Origin of the sequence: Chryseobacterium mucoviscidosis (assembly GCF_002177115.1) — a bacterium.
GTDB classification, from domain to species: Bacteria; Bacteroidota; Bacteroidia; order Flavobacteriales; family Weeksellaceae; genus Chryseobacterium; species Chryseobacterium mucoviscidosis.
This window is the reverse complement of the sequence record NZ_MVAG01000128.1, coordinates 213,205-231,889: the sequence shown is the minus strand read 5'-3', so window position 1 is coordinate 231,889 and position 18,685 is coordinate 213,205. Positions and strand designations below refer to the sequence as shown.

The following is an 18,685-nucleotide window of genomic DNA, read 5'->3' as shown; positions in this document are numbered from 1 at the left end:
AATCAATACTTTTTTGACACTTTTTAACTTTCGTACCTCGAAAAAAATCACGATATTTGTAAGTCTTTGCATTTAGCAGGATTTTTTAATATTTATATGAGTCAGAAACAATATACAGCTAGTAGTATTCAGGCATTGGAAGGAATGGAACACGTACGTATGCGTCCTTCAATGTACATTGGTGATGTGGGAGTAAGAGGTCTCCATCATTTGGTTTATGAAGTAGTAGATAACTCTATCGACGAAGCGTTGGCAGGATACTGCGACACGATCTTTGTCAGCATTAAAGAAGGAAACGGGATCGAGGTTAGCGATAACGGTAGAGGTATTCCTGTGGATTTCCACGAAAAAGAACAGAAATCCGCTCTTGAGGTGGTAATGACAAAAATCGGGGCAGGAGGTAAGTTTGATAAAGATTCTTATAAAGTTTCCGGAGGTCTTCACGGAGTTGGGGTATCGTGTGTAAACGCACTTTCCAACGAAATGGTAACCACAGTTTACAGAGACGGAAACGTTTATCAGCAGATATATTCAAGAGGTAAAGCTCAGACGGGAGTTGAAGAAATAGGGCACAGTGATCAGAGAGGAACCAAGCAGTTCTTCCAGCCGGATGATTCTATCTTTACAGAACTTGTCTATAATTATGATACATTAGCAAGCCGTTTAAGAGAGCTTTCTTATTTAAATAAAGGAATTACCATTACCCTTACCGACGAAAGAGAAAAACTGGAAGACGGTTCTTTCAGATCAGAAGTTTTCCATTCTGAAGGTGGTCTAAAGGAGTTTGTTGCTTTTATCGACGGAAACCGTGAGTCGATCATGGAAAACGTAATTTTCATGGAAGGTGAAAGAGACGATATTCCTGTGGAAGTAGCGATGCGTTACAATACTTCATTTAACGAGAATCTTCACTCCTACGTTAACAATATTAACACTCACGAAGGAGGAACTCACTTAGCAGGTTTCAGACGTGCTTTAACGAGAACCTTAAAGAAATATGCGGATGATTTAGGAATTCCTCAGAAAGAAAAAGTAGAAATTACTGGAGACGATTTCCGTGAAGGACTTACGGCTGTAGTTTCTGTAAAAGTAATGGAACCTCAGTTTGAAGGACAGACCAAAACAAAATTAGGAAACTCTGAAGTTTCGGGTGCTGTTGATAAAATTGTTGGGGAAATGCTGACTAACTTCTTGGAAGAAAATCCCAACGAAGCAAAAATTATCGTTCAGAAAGTAGTGTTGGCTGCAAAAGCAAGACAGGCTGCGAAAAAAGCCCGTGAAATGGTTCAGAGAAAATCTCCGATGGGAGGTTCCGGACTTCCGGGGAAATTATCCGACTGTTCTTCAAAAGATCCGGCAGAATCAGAAATTTTCTTGGTTGAGGGAGATTCCGCAGGTGGAACTGCAAAACAGGGACGTGACAGATTCTTTCAGGCAATTCTTCCGTTAAGAGGTAAAATTCTGAATGTTGAGAAATCAATGCTTCATAAAGTTTATGATAATGAAGAGATTAAAAATATTTATACCGCTTTAGGAGTTTCCGTAGGTACGGAAGAAGACAGCAAAGCGCTGAATATGGCAAAATTAAGATATCATAAAATCGTAATCATGACCGATGCCGATATTGATGGTTCTCACATCTCAACCTTAATCTTAACTTTCTTCTTCAGATACATGAAGGAACTGATTGAGAACGGCTATATTTATATTGCTCAGCCGCCTTTGTACTTATTGAAAAAAGGAAACAAAAAAGTATATGCTTATAACGAAAAAGAGCGTGAAGAATTTACTTTGGAAATGTCTCCGGATGGAAAAGGTGTTGAAGTTCAGCGTTATAAAGGTCTTGGAGAGATGAATCCTGAACAGCTTTGGGAAACGACTCTGAATCCTGAACACAGAATCCTGAAACAGGTAACCATCGACAATGCAGTAGAAGCAGACAGCGTATTTTCTATGTTGATGGGAGATGAGGTTCCGCCAAGAAGAGAATTTATAGAAAAGAATGCCAAATATGCGAAAATTGATGCATAATTGAATTCAAAAAATACGATTATAAAAGACTTCAGCAATGAAGTCTTTTTTTTTCAATATGAACCATTCAATACAATAAAAAATAATTTTGTCAGTTATAAGATTTCATTATTTTTGCTAAATTTTAATAACCATGATGAAAATACTTTGTATTGGAGCGCTTTCGATGGCTTCTTTTTATTACTCACAAAATTTTCCGGTTTCTGCTATTCCTGAGACTCTGAAGAAAAACGCAGATGCGGTGATCAGGAAAGATCTTACGACGATTCAGGTTAATAAAATTGATGATATCAGATATCAGTATTATACGGTGACCACTGTTTTGAATAAAGACGGCGACTCCGATGCGCAGATTTATATTCCTTATGAAAAAGGCAATAGTATTTCAGACATCAAGGTGAATATTTACGATGAATCCGGAAAGAAAATCAAGTCATTTTCCAAATCAGATTTTGGGGATTTTGCCAATAATAATCAGGGAACTTTCTATTCGGATAACCGAGTGATGGCTTTGTCTTATACGCCTACGCAATATCCTTACACTGTGGAATTTTCCTATCAGATCACAGATGAAAACACGGTTTTCCTGCCGGATTTTATTCCATTCAGATCAACCAATATTTCATTGGAAGAAGCTCAGATGAAGATCATCAACAAATCAGGCATCGAGCTTAAAACAAAAACATATCCTTCGGCTTATAACTATACTTCAGTTACAGAAAGCGATAATGCAGGAGAAAAAATATATTCTTATAAAAATGTTCCGGCTATTGATGATGCTTTTTTGCTTCCCCAACCGATAAAAATTTTGCCAAAAGTAAGTTTTGCGTTAACGAAATTCAATCTTGAAGGAAAACAGGGGAGTATAAACAACTGGGGTGAGTTCGGATCTTGGTATTACAACAGCATTTTACAGCCGGTTTCTTTATCAACGCCTGCAATTAAAGCGGAAGTTGCAGCATTGAATTTACAGGGAACAACAGAAGAAAAGGTAAAAAAACTGTATCAGTATATGCAGAGCAAGACAAGGTATATTTTTGTAGCCTTGGGAATCGGCGGTTGGCAGCCGATGCTTCCGGATGAAGTTCAGAAAAAAGGATATGGTGACTGCAAAGGATTAACGAATTACATGAAAACTTTACTGGATGAAGCCGGAATTCCGTCTTATTATTCGGTGATCAATTCAGGTTCTTCTCCAGTTTCATTTGATAAAGATTTTCCTAAAATGGGAGGAAACCATGTTATTCTGATGGTTCCTGCTGAAAAAGGAAATATCTGGCTGGAAAATACATCTCAGCAAATAGCTTTTAACCACCTAAGTTACGGAACCACAGAAAGAAATGTGCTTTCCATCAGAAAAAACGGAATTGAATTAATTGATACTCCGGTTTATGCAGCAGACCAAAGCAAAGAAAAACAGCTTTTAAAAATAAAGCTTAATGAAGACAACAGTATTTCCGGGGAAGGTAATTTTGCGTACACGGGAATTCAGTATGATAACAATCTCGTTCTGGCAACGATGTCACCAAAAGAAAGAAACGAAGCCATAAAAAATCTTTTGGATGTTCTTCATTTTGAAAAGATTGAAATGAAAAATTTCCTGAACGATAAAGACAATGCCGTTGCAAAGTTTGATCTTGATTTTAAAGCCAATAATTATTCTAAAAACGCAGGAAGCAGCATCATTTTCAGAGCAGTACCTATTTATTCAAACAATGTTTACAAAACAGACGAAAACAGGGAATTGCCTTTCGAATTAAGACAGTCTTTTCAGGATGAATACGAAATCAGCTTTGCGCTTCCTAAAAACTATAGAATAGAGGAACTTCCCGAGAATGTAACCTTAAATTCAGAATTCGGAACCTATCAGTTAAGCTTTGTAAAAAATGGCGAAGAACTGAAAGTCAGCCGAACCATAAGAATCAATAAAGGACTTTATCCTAAAGAAAAATATAACGATTACGTTAATTTCAGAAAAAAAGCCATTAACATCGACAACTCAAAAATTTTAATTTCTAAAATTTAACATGAAAAAAATATTTCTAGTGGCTTTCTGTTCAATGAATTTCATATTTGTTGAAGCTCAGAAGCATGAATTTCTTAACTATCCTAAATTTAATGATGCAGATCTTTCAAAGCAGAAATCAGCGTTGGATGAAAATGCACCTGCCGAAATTTTATTCAAATCGCTGCATTTCAGCATTGATAACAATACCGGAAATCTCGTGAAAAAAGCTTTTTACAGGGTGAAAATTTATGATAAGGACAAAGCAGAAGACTGGTTGAATCTTGAAATTCCGTTATACCAAAGCGGAAGCGATCAGGAAACCATTTCGAAGGTAAAAGCTTTCACATACAATCTGGAAAACGGTACTTCCGTAGCAACAAAAGTTGATAAAAGTTCAAAATATAAAAGTAAAGAGAGCAAATATGTTTCCATCACAAAATTTGCATTCCCGAATGTGAAAAACGGCTCTGTCATTGAATATCAGTATGAAGTAACTTCTCCGTTTCTCTATGTGGTTCCGGAAATCATGATCGAAACAGATACACCTTCGTTATACACGGAATATGTTTTAGACAGCCCTTCAAATATTGCTTATAATGTAAATTACACAGGTTTTCTGACGCCCAAATACAGAGAAGTGGAAGAAAGATTGATGTACGGAATGAATTACAGAACCTACCGCTTTGGATATGAAAATGTGAAAGGCTTTAAAACAGAAAAATTTGTAAACAACGACCGTAATTACAGAACAAAAATAAGTGCAGAACTTCACTCAACAAACTTCAGAGAGCTTAAATTGTATTCTTCGTCGTGGGAAAAGATCAAAGACAGATTGTATGAAAATGAAGATTTCGGAGGAGAATTAAAGAAGACAAGACTGGCAAAAGACAATATGCCTGCAAATATTTCAGGAATTTCAGGAGAGATAGAAAAAGCCAATGCTGTTTTTGATTATGTTAAAAATACCTTTACATGGAACAAAGACAGAGGGATTTATACAGAAGACGGTATCAAAAAAATGCTGGAAACAAAAACCGGAAATGCGGCAGAAATCAATCTTTTTCTGGTCATGATGCTTCGTGAAGCCGGAATTAAAGCAGATCCGCTTACGATTTCTACGGTGAGCAATGGTTTTATTAACATCGCTTCACCCAATGTTTCCAATATGAATTTTGTAATTGCTGCCATTCAGACAAAAGATGGTTTCCATTTGTATGATGCGACTTCAAAACAGTCTTCAATCGATCAGTTACCGCCAAGAGACTGGAACCAGTTCGGAATTTTGATGAATAAAGACAAAGTTCAGCAATTATCCATGATCAATGCAAAAACAAGTTTTACCTATCTTACGGCGGAGGCAAAAATTAATGCAGACGGAAGCATTTCGGGAACCTATTCCGATAAAGACACAGGAACGTATGCTATTTTTGCAAAAGAGAGTTATGACGATAATGCAGAGAAATACAAAAAGCAGTATAAAGATAATTTTGCGATAGACTTTACCAATATCGATTCAAAAGTACATGAAAATGGTGATTTTGAAAGCACCATGAAGTTTTCTTCCGAAAATTTAATCGACAGGATCGGAAAGAAAATGATTATCAATCCGATGTTGTTTTTAAATAAAAACTCAAATGAATTCGATCAGACAGAAGAAAGAAAATACCTTATCGATTTTACTTCGCCGTTCACCAGAATCAAGAAAATAGTTTTGGAAATTCCGGAAGGATATGCCATTGAAGAAATGCCGAAAAACAAAAAAATTGTAACCGACGATAAAGAAATCGAATACAGTTATATTGCTGAGCAAAAAGGAAACAAGATCGAAGTAATTTCCACCACTAAAGTTAAGAGTCCGAATTATGAGAAAGAATATTATCCGGCTTTTAAACAGATTTGGGGGGTGGCTTCCAAACAGGAAAACCAGGTCATCAGTCTTGTAAGAAAACAGTAATTAAATTTTTTTTTCAAAAATAATTTCAAACCATTCATTTTTTGAATGGTTTTTGCATTGAAGAAGGAAAATCAGAATTATGAAAAATACCATTGCGGTCTTGGCACTTTCTTCTTTCTTTATTTTTTCTGCCTGTAAAAAGACGGAAAGCAATAATATAAATGAAACAGAAGCTGCAGCTCCCGAAAAGTTTACAGTAGATTCCGTGAAAATTAGCGATTCCACGAAATTAAGCGATTCTTTAACCGTTAAATATACTTCCAAAATGTTGCTGTTCCCGACAGTAAAGGATAAAAAATTATTAGACAGCATTTATTTTACAGAAAAAAATATTGGCGATTTTTCCAGAGAAGGATTGCAGAATTATCTTCAAAAAAGTAAAAACGAATATTTTAATAACATCAGAAAAGATTCAAAAGACTGGATTTCAGATATTTCATTCTCTCAGGAATGGTATTCGGATACAGCAATGAAAGTAAAATCCAATACCAATGATTATCTCCATATAGAATACTTTTGGGCTTCTTATGAAGGAGGTGCACACGATAATTATGGTTATTCCGAAAGAGTTTTTGATCTTCAAAACAATAAAAAATTAGAATTAAAAGACATTACTTCCATGCCAAAGGAAAAACTGGAAGCCCTTTTAATGAAAAATATCAACAGAACCAACAGCGGAACAACAGATGATAAAGGAGAAGTTAATAATTCTGAAATGCTTTTGGTAGACAAAATTCCGGCAACGGAAAATTTTTATTTCGATGACAAAAACCTGTATTTCCATTACAGTCCGTACGAAATTACAGCTTTTGCAGCAGGAGATATTATAATCCCTGTTTCTTGGACAGAGCTTAAAGGAACTCTTACTCCAGAATTTATGAAAAGAATGAAAATTAAATAACAATCATGCTTCCACATCGGAAGCATTTTTTATTTTTGCACTAATGGAAAAAGTCGCTTTCATCATCAATCCTTTTTCGGCGAAAAAAAATTATCAGCCTTTTCTTAACGAACTGAAAGCAAAGGTGAAAGATCCTTTGTATTACATCTCCGAATCTATTCCCGGAACCGATCAGTTTATTCAGGATCATTTTAATACCGTGGAGATTTTTGTAGCCATCGGAGGCGACGGAACCATTTCTACCGTAGCCAGAAATCTCATCAACACAGAAAAAATTCTGGCGATTTTTCCGGCAGGTTCCGGAAACGGATTTTCCAACGAAACCCAGTTCAGCAAAAATCTGGATGAATTACTGGAAAAGATCAGAACCAAAAATTCCAGAAAGATTGATACGTTCACAGTAAATGACAGGCTTTCCATCAATGTTTCCGGAACCGGATTCGATGGCAAAGTCGTAAAGGAATTTGAAAAAACCACAAGAGGATTTAAAAATTATATCAAAGTCTCTTTTAAAACCTTTTTCAGCTACAAGCCAATCAAACTGAAGTTTTTTGACGAAAAATACAAGCAGTACAACGGGAAATATTTAATGGTAAACATCGCCAACACAAGACAATTTGGAAACAACGCTTATATTGCACCTCATGCAAGTAAAAGTGATGGTTTGGTGGATATGGTTCTTGTTAAAAAATTTCCTTTCTTCTATTCCATGCTTTTTGCGTTCAGAATGTTTACCAAAAAACTGAAACAGGACGATTACATTACTTATTTGCCTGTTTCCGAAATAGAATTTAAGGTGAATACCAAAGACTGGCATCTCGACGGAGAATTCAACAAAATAAAATCTCCGGTTCATGTAAAAGTTAAGCCATCAAGCTTAAGAATTTTAATCTAAAAACCGTCATTCCGGTAAAAAAGGAATTGTTATCTATTTAATTTTAGGAGCTGTTTCGCGCTTTCGCTACTCGCTTTTTTGGATTCGGCGGCGGCCACCCCCCCCCCGAATCCAAAAAAGAGCTCAGACAGACCGCTCAATCGCGGCTAGAATGAAAGTCATTATAAAAACTAAATCTGTTTCAGATTAAACAATGTCAGGCTAAACCTCCAGTTTTTTTTCCACTTCATTCGGATGATCCAGACAATATTGAAGCTGATCTTTATCCAGTTGTTTTTCCCAATTGGCAACCACTACCGTTGCAACAGAATTTCCGATTACGTTGGTTAAAGCACGGCATTCACTCATAAACTTATCGATTCCCAAAATCAGCGTCATTCCGGCAATCGGAATTTCAGGAACAACCGCTAATGTTGCCGCTAAAGTCACAAATCCCGCTCCCGTAACTCCGGCTGCACCTTTAGAACTCAGCATGGCAACCAAAAGAAGAATGATCTGTTTTTCAATTGGAAGATGGATGTTCAGAGCCTGGGCAATAAAAAGTGAAGCCAGCGTCATATAAATATTGGTTCCGTCGAGATTGAAAGAATATCCTGTAGGAACCACCAAACCGACAATCGCTCTTGAACAGCCTGCTTTTTCAAGCTTTTCCATTATTCCGGGAAGTGCAGATTCTGAAGAACTCGTTCCTAAAACCAGCAAAAGCTCCTCCTTCATATAATACATCAGCTTAAAAATATTAAAACCGTTGTACCAGGCGATAGCGCCTAAAACCAAAACCACAAATAATGCAGAAGTTATATAAAACGTTCCCACCAAAAAAATCAGATTCAAAACCGAATGAAGTCCGTATTTTCCAATGGTAAAAGCCATCGCTCCGAAGGCTCCGATCGGCGCCAGTTTCATCAGCATATGCACAATTTTAAAAACCGGAGTGGAAAGATCCTGTAAAAAATCCGTTACTTTCTGGCTCTTTTCTTTTGTTAAAACCAAAGCCACTCCCATTAAAATCGCAACAAGAAGAACCTGCAGAATATTATCTCCAACCAACGGACTGAAAAGCGTTTCCGGAATAATATTCATGATGAAACCCGTTAAAGTCGTTTCATGTGCTTTTTGCTGATATTGCGAAACATCGCCCGAAAGGGTAGAAGGATCAATATTAAGACCATGACCCGGCTGTAAGATATTTCCTACCACCAAACCGATAACCAATGCCAACGTTGAAAACGTAAAGAAATAAATCATTGCTTTAACCGCAATTCTGCCCACTTTCTTCAGATCAGTCATGTGCGCGATTCCTAAGGTGAGGGTAATGAAAATCACCGGAGCAATAATCATTTTCACGAGTTTGATGAATCCGTCGCCCAAAGGTTTCATTTTTTCACCAAGTTCCGGATAAAATCTTCCTAAAAGAATTCCCGCAACAATCGCAATAATAACCTGAAAATAAAGCTGGTGGTAAATTTTTTTTGCTTTCAAAAGAATATTGATTTTAAAAACCGAAAATTAGTGAAATTTGCTTTAAAATAATGACAAATGTCATGAATAGTTTCGGCTCGGGCGAAGCCCGAGCCGAAACCAAACTTATTTTAAATTTTTATATAATTTTAATGAAGCAAGAATCTCAAAAAACGGTCTCAAAATCCAGATTATTTTACTCTTCCCATTTTGACGAATAAAAACATTTGATAATCAATTAATTAATATGTTTTTGAGTCAGTTTTTTTAATTAACTACAAAAACGTCAACTATTCCACCGCCACAGAATCATCACCGCGTCCGTCTGCAACCGCATGAATATTTCCATTGTCATCAATCAGAATCATTTCTGTTCTTCCGATCTGGTTCCATTTTTCAGACTTATATCCTAATTTTTCCAGATCCTTAATCGTGGTTTCGGGGAAATTCTTTTCAAAAGCAACCGTTTCAGGAAGCCACTGATGATGAAATTTTGGAGCATTGACAGAAATATTCGCATTCTGCTTAAAATCGATCACATCAACAATAGCCTGATAAACAGAAGTAGGAATCGTCGTTCCTCCCGGAGTTCCGACTACCATGTAAGGTTTTCCGTTTTTCAGAACAATCGTTGGAGTCATCGAAGAAAGCATCCTTTTATTCGGCTGAATGGAATTTGCCTCTCCGCCAACCGCTCCAAACATATTCGGGACACCCGGTTTTATGGAAAAATCGTCCATTTCATTATTTAAGAAAAATCCTGCTCCCGAAACGACAACCTTACTTCCGTAATAACCATTCAAAGTAGTGGTTACTGCTGCTGCATTTCCATCCTTGTCAATCACTGAAATATGGGTCGTTTCTGTAGATTCTTTAGGTTGTTTGGTTATTTTCCCCACTTCCGCACTCGGAGTTGCTTTACTGAAACTGAAACTTTTCCATCGGTTCTTCAGATATTCGTCAGAAATCAGATAAGAAGTTTTATCCTGAATAAAATCGGGATCGCCCATATATTCCGCTCTGTCTGCATACGCTCTTCTTTCGGCTTCCACCATCACCTGAACAGCCTGTGTAGAATTTTGCTGATATTTTTCCAGATTTTCATAAGCTGCCATTTTCAGCATTTGCGCAAGAAGAAGTCCGCCGCTCGAAGGCAAAGGCATAGAAACCACCTGATTTCCTTTGTAATCAAATTCAAGTGCTTTTCTTTCGGCAACTTTATAATTTTTAAGATCTTCAGAAGTAATAATTCCGTTTCCTTTTTTCATTTCAGAAACCAGAAGTTCAGCTGTTTTTCCTTCGTAAAAGCCTTTTAAACCTTGTTTCTGAATCAACTTTAACGTTTCAGCCAAATCCTTCTGAACCAAAAGATCTCCGGCTTTCCAGGGAATATCTTTAACAAAAACAATGGAAGACTGATTGTGCTTCTGGAAATTCTGTTTATTGTTATTCAGTAAGTTAGCTTCCTGTTCGGTAATCGCAAATCCTTTTTCAGCAAGATCTATGGCGGGTTGAATTAGTTTCTCCATCGGAAGTTTACAGTATTTTAAAGTGGCAAAAAAACCAGCCACACTTCCCGGAATTCCAACAGCTAATCTTCCGTTTTGGGAAAGATCGGTATTGGCTTTACCGTTTTTGTCGACGTACATATCGCGGCTTGCTTTTTTAGGCGCCGTTTCACGATAATCGATTGTAAATTTTTCACCATTATTTTTTACACCAACCAAAAATCCGCCTCCGCCGATATTTCCCGCCTGCGGATAAACAACAGCAAGTGCATATTGCGTAGCAACAATTGCATCATACGCATTTCCTCCCATTTTCATCACTTTTGCTCCTGCTTCGCTTGCTAACGGATGTGCAGAAACAACCACTCCTTTATTTTTAACCTTCACTTCCTTCACAATAGTAATATCTGTGTATTGTGCTGAAATTGTGGTAGAAAATAAAATAAGTGAAACAATAATCTTTTTCATTTACAAAATTTATATTCGAATTTACGATTTTGTTTTAAGATAGGGGCTAAAATATTTACTTTTGCTTTCGATCAACAAATAAAAGTTAAAAATGAAATCCCACACGGAAAGAATACTTATTACAGGTGCTTTAGGACAGATCGGCACCGAGCTTACAAACAGACTTGTTGAAATTCACGGAGCAGAAAATGTTGTGGCTTCGGGACTCGACAGATGGCAAAAGGGAATTACCGCGGCAGGTCATTACGAAAGAATGGATGTTACCAATACCCAATTGGTAAGACAGGTGATTAAAGACTACGATATTACTACCGTTTATCATTTGGCTTCATTATTGTCGGGTACTTCAGAAAAGCAGCCCATTTTCGCATGGAAATTAAATCTGGAGCCCCTGCTTCATTTTTGTGAAATGGCAAAAGAAGGACTTATCCAAAAGATTTTCTGGCCGAGTTCCATTGCGGTTTTTGGAAAAGGAATTCCTAAAGAAAATGTGGAACAGGATGTTGTTTTAAATCCAACCACGGTTTACGGAATTTCTAAAATGGCGGGTGAGAAATGGTGCGAGTATTATTTTGATAAGCATGGAGTAGATGTAAGAAGCATCCGTTATCCGGGATTGATTTCATGGAAAACTCCTGCAGGTGGTGGAACTACAGATTATGCTGTTGAGATTTTTTATGAAGCCATCGAAGAAGGAAAATACACAAGTTTTATTTCCGAAAACACAGGAATGCCGATGTTGTATATGGATGATGCCATCAACGCAACCCTGAAATTAATGGAAGCTCCGAAAGAAAATCTTACCGTAAGATCTTCTTATAATTTAGGCGGAATGTCTTTCACGCCAAAAGAACTGGCTGAAGAAATTAAGAAAGAAATTCCGGAATTCGAGATCGATTATAAACCGGATTTCAGACAGGCAATCGCAGATTCCTGGCCGGCTTCAATTGATGACTCCGTAGCGAAAAAAGACTGGGGATTAAGCTATGATTTCGGGATTTCTGAAATGACAAAAGACATGATTAAAAATTTGAAAATCAAATTAACTAAAAATTAATTTATTTCAAGTTTTAATTTAAATAAGGGTTATTTTAACATCTGATTTTTAATTTATTATAAAAAATATCTAAAATTTAATTTAAATGATATTGTTCACATTTAACATTCTGAATATTGAAGCTGACTGTATAAAAGAGCAGTTTATTTCCGATGAAGAAAGGCTGAAAATTTCAGAAGATAATACAAAAGCAATACTTAGAATTTTAGACATTCATGATGTTAAAGCAAGTTTTTTTGTAGAGATTTCGATCGCTCAGAAACTTCAGAATTTAATAAAAGCAATTTCATTCCAAGGGCATGAAATTGCTTTTTATAATAAAAATTCTACCCTTCCGGAAATTGACGATGCTAAAAAATTTACTCAGGAATTTTTAGAAAAACAGATTCGCGGAATTCGTCAGAAAGACAATAAACTTCCACAGCAGGATTTAAAATTGCTGGAATTTAATTACGTTTCCAATATAGATAATGCCAATATTCTTTTCCCTTTCAAACGTCTGAAAAGAGATACGCAGATTAATGAGGAAGATGGATTGAGTATTGTTCCGGAAAGTATTTCTCCTTACAGTCAGCTTCCGTATAACGATTTTGTATTTCAGATGCTTCCGATGAAATATTATCAGAGCATGGTTTTTGAAACCCTGAAAAAAGATGATTTTGTTCTGATTTATCTCAATTCTTGGCAGTTTACAGATTTCCAGAAATATCCGTTTGATATTCCCTTTTACAGAAGGCTGAATTCGGGCAAAAAAATGGAGGACAAATTAGATGCCCTCCTGAGTTGGATCAACGAGAAAGAAATGGCTACTTCCCGTATGAAAGATTATATTTTTTAGGTTGCAGGAATTAGGTTGTACAGCTTAGCTAAAAACCTTAAACCAAAAACGCTGAACTTTAATTTTTTATGCCAGTTCAAAAAGCGTAATTTCAGGTAAAACGCCGACTCTTCCGGGATATCCCAAAACTCCGAAACCTCTATTTACATACAGCATTTTTCCTTCGCTTTCATATAAATCTGCCCATTTCGGGTATTTGTACTGAACAGGAGACCATTTTACGTTTTTAAGATCCAAACCAAACTGCATTCCGTGGGTATGTCCTGAAAGTGTTAAATGAACATTTGCAGGGTGTTTTTTCACCACATAATCAAAATGGGTAGGATCGTGGCTCATTAAGATTTTAACGGCAGATTCTGGAACACCTTTTAAGGCATCATCTAATCTTCCAAATTGCGGAAAAGGTTTCAGTCCCCAGTTTTCAACTCCTAAAATGTATATTTTTTCTCCGTTTTTTTCAATGATTCTGTGTTCGTTTCGAAGCATATCAAAACCGGCTTGTCTTTCGTAATCAATTAAGGTATCAAGATTTTTCTTTTTGGCTTCCGGAGAATCCCAGCTCACATAATCTGCGTAATCGTGGTTTCCGAGAACGGCAAATTTTCCGTCTTTTGCTTTGATTTTTGAAAATAAGGGAATGAATGGTTTGAATTCTTCAGCAACATTATTCACCATGTCTCCCGTAAAAAGAACCAGATCGGGATTCTGTTCGTTGATTAAGTCAATCGCATGCTGAAGCTTTCCCGGATCCGCAAAACTTCCACTGTGAACGTCTGAAATCTGTACGATTTTGTATCCTTTAAAGCTTTTGGGAAGATTCGCAAAATTCATTCTTACCCTTCTTACTTTATGGCGGTATTTTCCAAAGGTAATTCCATCGATAAAAAGAGCTGAAAGAACGCCTCCCAAACCTAATCCCATGATGCTTAAAAACTTTCTTCTTTCCGGGAAAAAGTTCTCCGATGGTCGGGTAAGCCCGATAAGATAACTTCCGGTTCTGAAAATATCATCGATTAATAAAAACAAAACGATAAAAACTTTGGGCAGAATAAAAATCAGGAACAGGGAGATCATAATCTGCGCACGCATCATGCTTCGGTCTGCTCTGCTGAAGTGGGAAACTTCGTAAGCGAAAAAACCATAAACCGCTAAAGAAATAATACAGTAGCCTATTTTGATCCAGTTGTTATCTGTTAAAGTTCTGATTGCCTGGTAAATGTAAATTTCCAGAAAAATAAAAACTGCCGCAATGATAAAAAAGTTTCTTTGCATAACTAAGTGTAAAAAAAGCACAAAGAATTAATTTCCCTGTGCTTTTTTATGTTTTAAATTAAATATTGTTAAGGAAATCTGTAAACGATCGCATTGATGTTCATTCCGGCTCCTACCGAAGTCATGACAATGTTACCTTTTTCTTTAAACGATTGACCCTCCATTTTTCCTTTAATTATTAAATCAAACATGGTAGGAATTGTGGCTACGGAAGAGTTTCCGAAATCCTGAATCGTCATTGGAGAGATAGAATGGTCGTAATCTTTCACATTATAAAGCTTGTGAAGCCTTTCGATCATCGCATAATCCATTTTTGCATTCGCCTGATGGATTAATATTTTGTTGATATCTTCGATGGAAAGACCTGCATCTTCAATAGTTTCTTTAATCGCAGCAGGAACGTTTTTCAACGCATATTCGTAGATTTTTCTTCCCTGCATTCTTACAAACAGACGAGTCTGGTCAGAATCTTTGTTGATGGACGGTCCGTTGGCAAGATAATCCAGTTCCAAACCGTTATCACAAATGGTGTTATGAGCGATGATTCCTAAATTTTCCTGATCTGTAGCCTGTACTACAACAGCTCCGGCTCCGTCTGCAAAGATCATTCTGTTTCTGTCGTGCGGATCTGTTACTCTGCTTAATGTTTCAGCTCCGATTACCAAAATGGTTTTAGCAACTTTAGCTTTAATTAAATTATTTGCTAAAATCATTGCTTCCACCCAACCCGGACATCCGAAAAGCATATCGTAAGTAACACATTTTCTGTTTTTAATGCCCAGTTTGTTCTTTACTCTCGCTGCCATTGTCGGCATGAAATCTGCGTATCCGTTTACGGTAACTTCTCCAAAATTACTCGCGTAAATGATATAATCCAGTTCCTCCTGATCTATTTTTGCATCTGCAATAGCAATTTTTGCAGCTTCGTAACCGATTTTTGAGTTGGAAAGATCATCTTCTATGAATCTTCTGTTTTCTATCTCTGTAATTTCTACAAATTTTGAGATCGTTTCCTCAGCAGGCTTGTCAATCTTCACCCCGTCTTCTGAATAAAACTCTGAATCTAGAAAAAAGTCTCTTCCGATAATTCTGCTGGGAAGGTAAGATCCAGAACCAATAATGATCGTATTCGGCATTCGTTTATATGATTTTTTTTAAAGATGCAAAGTTAATAATTAATATTAATAACAGAGAATTAAAAATATTACTAAATTTGCAAAAATTGTACTTTACAATCTTATGAAAAACAATCCTTCCTTAAAAGGCTTACTTATTGCAGTTGTGGCGTTTATCGTAGCCTTTGGGATTTATTTCCTTTTTTTAGCCAAAAAAAATTACTACGTAGTAGACAATCCTACGCCAGATACATTTTACTACAAAATCAATAACGGTTCGGAAGGTGTAATTGCCGGAGGACAGACGGTTTCTGTAGATCTCAATCAGGGAAAAAATTCTATAAAAGTTTTCGACAGAAATAAAAAACTATTGTTTGATTCAGCTTTTGAAGTAAAAAAAATAAGAGGTCTTATTAATATTGCTCATCAGGATTATTATATTAACGATCAGTATTATGGATATAATCTTAAAAAAGATTCATTACTTTTGGCATTGGATAAAACGATCATCGACGGAAAACCTTACTTTGGAGGCGCAAGACGTTTCAGTAAGCTGTTTACCGATGATTTTTATTATAATGTAGACGAAGATTATGATAAGATTATCAAAAATATCCAGAAGGTAGAATCGAGATCGAAGATCTTCAGAAAGCAGGATTACCTTAATTATTATAACGAATATTACAAGTTTTAAGTTTTGACAAAAGATATTACCAAAATTACGCCTTACAATACCGACGCTACTAAAAAGAGTCAGGTAGAAGATATGTTCGACAATATTGCACCGAAGTATGATCTTCTGAATCGTGTTTTATCGATGAAAATCGATGTGATGTGGAGAAATACGCTGGTGAAATGGATGAAAAAAGACAATCCGCAGGAAGTGCTGGATGTGGCTACAGGAACGGGAGATCTGGCTATTGCAGTGGAAAAAGGAACCGGCTCTAAAGTAATTGGTTTAGATTTATCGCAACAAATGTTAAATGTTGGCGTTATTAAAATAAAAAAACTTAAATTAGACGGCAAAATTTCCATGCAAAAAGGAGATGCGGAGAAGTTACTGTATGAAGATAACAGATTTGATGCGGTTTCCGTTGCATTCGGAGTAAGGAATTTTGAAAACCTTACCAAAGGTTTGGCAGAATTAAGAAGAGTAGTTAAAGATAACAAGAGTGTTTATATACTGGAGTTTTCAAAGGTTGAAGGGTTTATGGGACCATTGTATATGTTTTACTTTAAAAACATTTTACCTGCAATTGGCAGACTGGTTTCCAAAGATAACAGGGCGTATACATACCTTCCGGATTCTGTAAATGCTTTTCCTTATGGGGAAAAGATGAGACAAATTCTTTTAGATACAGGATTTAAAAAAGTTGAATATAAAAAACTAAGTTTAGGTATAGCCACAATTTATAAAGCAACAAAGTAACCTATGAATAAATTTTTATTAAGAGCACTGGTTTTAGCCTCAGTAAATGTTGCAGTTTTAGCAAACGCGCAATTCAGAACCCGAAACAGAATGGATAAGTTGGAAGACTTTGACGAGCAGAAATTCAGTTGGGGTTTTTATTTAAGTGGTAACAGACTAGACTACCGTATTGTTCTCAATCCAAGATATGGGATGTATAACAATCAGAATCTTGTTACATCTAAAGAAAGCTACAGTTTCGGTGCAGGTTTAATTGCAAAATGGAGGCTGAATGATTTCCTGGACGTAAGATTGGAACCGGGGTTACAATTTGGGCAGAGACAGCTTACTTTCAATACGCAGACCAACGACCAGTATGCTGCAGGTACTTTGACGAACGATCCTTTCATTCCGATGAAATTAACGGATAAAGACAGAATAAGAGATATTAAAACGACTTTAATAGACATTCCTGTATTATTGGAATTCCACGGAAACAGATGGTACAATTCCAGACCTTACGTTGCAACCGGGGTAAACTATATCGTAAACCTTCAGTCTAATGCAACTTCTACTGACGACAATATGCAGCAGGTTTTCAGATCTACTACGCACAACTTTGCATGGTCTGCAGAAATGGGAATTCAGTTTTATTTCAATAAATTTAAACTGACTCCTGCTGTAAGAGGAACTTTCATCATGAACAATGAGATTGTAGCAGATAATGCAACAACACCGCCTTACTGGACGTCTGCAATGTCTACTTTACAGACAAGAGCAATCTTCTTTGTACTGAAATTCGAATAAAAATTTACTATAAAATAGATCAGGGAGATGCATTTTGCGTCTCCTTTTTTGTTTCTGGGCAAAATATAGACCGTTTTATTTTTGTTAGTATTAATATTTTGTTATTTTTGCTAATAGTTAGAATATACAAAACCTGAAATGCTTCAAGATTTAGAAAACAATTTTTCAGAATTAGAAAAAAAGATTTTGCAGTTACAGAAAAATTACAAAAATCTTAGTGAAAGATTCTCGGAATTAAATGTTGAGCATGACGAACTGAAGAAGAAATATGATGAAGAAAGAAGAAAAAATCAGGTATTAGCAGAAGAACAAAAAAATATAAAACTTTATTCAGCAATATCAGGAAATCCTGAACATAACCGACTGATGAAAAACCACATCAACAGGTTGGTAAAAGAAATAGATTTCTGCATTGCGCAGCTTCAAAACAGTGGATTATAATGGAAGTAAGAAGAATTACCATTAATATAGCCGGAAGAGTATATCCGCTGAATGTACCGGCAGCAGAGGAAGAAACTCTGCGTAAAGTCGGGAAGCAGATAGAGAATATGATTAAAGATTTTGAACAGAATTTCGATGTGAGAGACAAACAGGATGCTTTAGCTATGTGTGCCCTGAAATTGGGAACCAATGCCGAAGTAGTGTCTGCGAACTACGATAAAACAATACAATCTACCAACGAAAGATTAGTAAAAATTAATCAGTCGTTGAACAATGAAACAGGGAAATAGATTTTTTTTCCCGAAAAAGCTGCCTACAATAATTCTAACACATTAAAGGTAAACTCAACGCTAAACAATTACCGAACAAATGTCCATTGAATGGCGTGCCGGTTCTCCGGATTACAGACAGTGGAAATCAGTTCAAATCGTGTTGATTAGGAGTTTACTCTCAATCTCTGGATTATTGTGGGCTTTTTTTATGTAAAATAATTAAAAGAATATGAATACAATTAAAACTCA

General features: G+C 36.2%; 16 protein-coding genes. 12 read left to right on the top strand and 4 right to left on the bottom strand.

What is annotated here, in order from left to right:
* Positions 1-96: 96 nt before the first annotated feature.
* The 5 genes from gyrB to B0E34_RS15710 all read left to right on the top strand — a co-directional run bounded on the left by gyrB (position 97) and on the right by B0E34_RS15710 (position 7,789).
* Complete coding sequence (gene gyrB / locus B0E34_RS15730) at positions 97-2,031, top strand: DNA topoisomerase (ATP-hydrolyzing) subunit B (protein ID WP_087710974.1); 1,935 nt, start codon at positions 97-99, stop codon at positions 2,029-2,031.
* A 133-nt stretch (positions 2,032-2,164) separates the two neighbouring features.
* On the top strand, positions 2,165-4,057 hold the full coding sequence (locus B0E34_RS15725; protein WP_087710972.1) for a DUF3858 domain-containing protein: 1,893 nt from the start codon (positions 2,165-2,167) through the stop codon (positions 4,055-4,057).
* A 1-nt stretch (position 4,058) separates the two neighbouring features.
* Complete coding sequence (locus tag B0E34_RS15720; RefSeq protein ID WP_087710970.1) at positions 4,059-5,993, top strand: transglutaminase-like domain-containing protein; 1,935 nt, start codon at positions 4,059-4,061, stop codon at positions 5,991-5,993.
* A 79-nt stretch (positions 5,994-6,072) separates the two neighbouring features.
* The gene (locus B0E34_RS15715; RefSeq protein ID WP_087710968.1) at positions 6,073-6,894 is read left to right on the top strand and encodes an RsiV family protein; all 822 of its coding nucleotides are present in this window, start codon (positions 6,073-6,075) and stop codon (positions 6,892-6,894) included.
* A 43-nt stretch (positions 6,895-6,937) separates the two neighbouring features.
* Complete coding sequence (locus tag B0E34_RS15710) at positions 6,938-7,789, top strand: diacylglycerol/lipid kinase family protein (RefSeq protein ID WP_087710966.1); 852 nt, start codon at positions 6,938-6,940, stop codon at positions 7,787-7,789.
* Between the two features lie 201 nt (positions 7,790-7,990).
* On the opposite strand, the gene B0E34_RS15705 is transcribed toward B0E34_RS15710, so the two are convergent.
* A complete protein-coding gene (locus B0E34_RS15705) occupies positions 7,991-9,271 on the bottom strand; it encodes a dicarboxylate/amino acid:cation symporter (RefSeq protein ID WP_087710964.1) in 1,281 nt (426 codons plus the stop codon).
* Positions 9,272-9,540: 269 nt separating this feature from the next.
* Positions 9,541-11,226 (bottom strand): gamma-glutamyltransferase, encoded by a 1,686-nt coding sequence (ggt, locus tag B0E34_RS15700; protein ID WP_087710962.1) that lies wholly within the window; start codon positions 11,224-11,226, stop codon positions 9,541-9,543.
* A gap of 91 nt (positions 11,227-11,317) precedes the next feature.
* Between ggt and B0E34_RS15695 the strand changes: the two genes are divergently transcribed.
* Positions 11,318-12,283 carry an NAD-dependent epimerase/dehydratase family protein gene (locus B0E34_RS15695; RefSeq protein ID WP_087710961.1) on the top strand — a complete coding sequence of 322 codons (966 nt, stop codon included), beginning with the start codon at positions 11,318-11,320 and terminating at the stop codon, positions 12,281-12,283.
* Positions 12,284-12,368: 85 nt separating this feature from the next.
* Positions 12,369-13,121 (top strand): polysaccharide deacetylase family protein, encoded by a 753-nt coding sequence (locus B0E34_RS15690; RefSeq protein ID WP_087710959.1) that lies wholly within the window; start codon positions 12,369-12,371, stop codon positions 13,119-13,121.
* A 66-nt stretch (positions 13,122-13,187) separates the two neighbouring features.
* On the opposite strand, the gene B0E34_RS15685 is transcribed toward B0E34_RS15690, so the two are convergent.
* Positions 13,188-14,393 carry a metallophosphoesterase gene (locus B0E34_RS15685; RefSeq protein ID WP_087710957.1) on the bottom strand — a complete coding sequence of 402 codons (1,206 nt, stop codon included), beginning with the start codon at positions 14,391-14,393 and terminating at the stop codon, positions 13,188-13,190.
* Between the two features lie 68 nt (positions 14,394-14,461).
* Positions 14,462-15,529: a 3-oxoacyl-ACP synthase III family protein gene (locus B0E34_RS15680; RefSeq protein ID WP_087710955.1), complete on the bottom strand. Its 1,068-nt coding sequence runs from the start codon at positions 15,527-15,529 to the stop codon at positions 14,462-14,464.
* 103 nt (positions 15,530-15,632) lie between these two features.
* Between B0E34_RS15680 and B0E34_RS15675 the strand changes: the two genes are divergently transcribed.
* The 5 genes from B0E34_RS15675 to B0E34_RS15655 all read left to right on the top strand — a co-directional run bounded on the left by B0E34_RS15675 (position 15,633) and on the right by B0E34_RS15655 (position 18,454).
* On the top strand, positions 15,633-16,202 hold the full coding sequence (locus B0E34_RS15675) for a hypothetical protein (protein WP_087710953.1): 570 nt from the start codon (positions 15,633-15,635) through the stop codon (positions 16,200-16,202).
* Between the two features lie 3 nt (positions 16,203-16,205).
* Positions 16,206-16,937: a bifunctional demethylmenaquinone methyltransferase/2-methoxy-6-polyprenyl-1,4-benzoquinol methylase UbiE gene (gene ubiE / locus B0E34_RS15670; protein ID WP_076393308.1), complete on the top strand. Its 732-nt coding sequence runs from the start codon at positions 16,206-16,208 to the stop codon at positions 16,935-16,937.
* Positions 16,938-16,940: 3 nt separating this feature from the next.
* The gene (porT, locus tag B0E34_RS15665; protein WP_087710951.1) at positions 16,941-17,723 is read left to right on the top strand and encodes a type IX secretion/gliding motility protein PorT/SprT; all 783 of its coding nucleotides are present in this window, start codon (positions 16,941-16,943) and stop codon (positions 17,721-17,723) included.
* A gap of 138 nt (positions 17,724-17,861) precedes the next feature.
* A complete protein-coding gene (locus B0E34_RS15660) occupies positions 17,862-18,164 on the top strand; it encodes a hypothetical protein (RefSeq protein ID WP_076393320.1) in 303 nt (100 codons plus the stop codon).
* Positions 18,164-18,454 carry a cell division protein ZapA gene (locus B0E34_RS15655; RefSeq protein ID WP_087710949.1) on the top strand — a complete coding sequence of 97 codons (291 nt, stop codon included), beginning with the start codon at positions 18,164-18,166 and terminating at the stop codon, positions 18,452-18,454. The genes B0E34_RS15660 and B0E34_RS15655 overlap by 1 nt, the downstream gene beginning before the upstream one ends.
* Positions 18,455-18,685: the final 231 nt, after the last annotated feature.